This is a genomic window from Aerococcus sp. L_32 (genome assembly GCF_050689315.1).
The window spans coordinates 1-1,483 of record NZ_JBOEQF010000460.1 but is presented as its reverse complement, the minus strand read 5'-3'; the positions used below and the strand labels follow the sequence as shown (position 1 = coordinate 1,483).

Here is a 1,483-nt window from a genome sequence, read left to right as displayed (position 1 = left end):
GAACGACGTAACGGTATGGCCGTTCGTATCGAAATTCAACAAGAAGAAAATTATGATCAAGAATATATCCATGCAGACCTTGAATACCTGCTGGAAGAATTGGGTCTATTAGAACGTGACCTTTACTTTGTAAACGGTCCACTAGACCTAACTGGCCTTGGGGATGCCATCGATGTCTTGGAAAATTACTTCCCAAACTTACGCTATGAACCATTTAAACCGGTTTACCCTAGCGAATTACAAACCACTAATTTATTCAAATTAGCTGAAAAACGTGATATCTTCCTACACCACCCTTATGATTCATTCAAACCAGTGGTCGAATTTATCCAAGATGCAGCCAATGACCCACATACCCTTGCAATCAAGCAAACTTTATACCGAGTATCGGCGAATTCACCAATTATTTCAGCCTTAAAAACAGCTGCTGAACGTGGTAAACAAGTAACAGTTTTAGTGGAATTGAAAGCACGTTTCGATGAAGAAAATAATGTCCAATGGGCAAAAATCTTAGAAGAAGCTGGTTGCCATGTAATCTATGGTAAAACCCACCTTAAAACCCACTCGAAGATTGCCATGGTTGTGAAACAAAAGAATGGTCGCGTTCACCGTTACGTCCATCTTGGAACGGGTAACTACAATGATAAGACTGCCCGTTTCTATACTGATATGGGAATTATCACAACTAACGAAGGGATCGCGGAAGATGCAACAGACTTCTTCAACTACCTAAGTGGTTACTCTAACCAACCCGACTACCACTACCTACACGTATCACCTTTTGCGATTCGTGATAACTACATTGAAGATATCGAGGATGAAATTCAAGCCCACAGAGCGAATGGTAATGGTCATATTATTGCCAAAATGAACTCATTAACCTCAAAAGATGTTATCAGAAAACTATACGAAGCTAGCCAAGCTGGGGTAAAAGTAGATCTGATTATCCGTGGTATTTGCTGTCTGGTACCGGGTATTCCTGGCGTATCAGAAAATATCAATGTCATTTCAGTTGTCGGTCGATTCCTAGAACACAGCCGTATTTACTGGTTCCACAATAATAGCGAAGAAAAATTATTCTTATCATCTGCTGATATGATGACCCGTAACATGATCCGCCGTGTAGAAATCGAGTTCCCTATTTTAGATGAACATATTCATGAAGAAATCATGGAAATATTGAAAGTATACTTAGAAGATAATACCAAAGCGCGTTACAAATTACCTGACTGTACCTACCAATATGTACAAAATGATTTAGCGCCAGTAGACTCACAACAAATCTTCATGCAAAAGGCTTTAAACGAAGGCGAACAAGCCAGAACATCTGCCCCGCGCAGTAAAATGACTTGGTTTGAACGTTTGCAAAATAGACTAAATAAAAAATAGTGACGGATTTTAATAATCGGTCGCAATAAAAATAGCACCTTTGGATTAAATGTATTTGATTCAAGGGTGCTAATCATGTACCATGAGTATGGTC

Annotated in this window: 1 protein-coding gene; it reads left to right on the top strand. The window is 39.2% G+C overall.

Annotated features, from left to right (window positions below; translation table 11 throughout):
* On the top strand, positions 1-1,389 hold a 1,389-nt coding region (ppk1, locus tag ACRCJ0_RS13890; RefSeq protein WP_431390819.1), incomplete at its 5' end, for a polyphosphate kinase 1.
* Between the last annotated feature and the right edge of the window lie 94 nt (positions 1,390-1,483).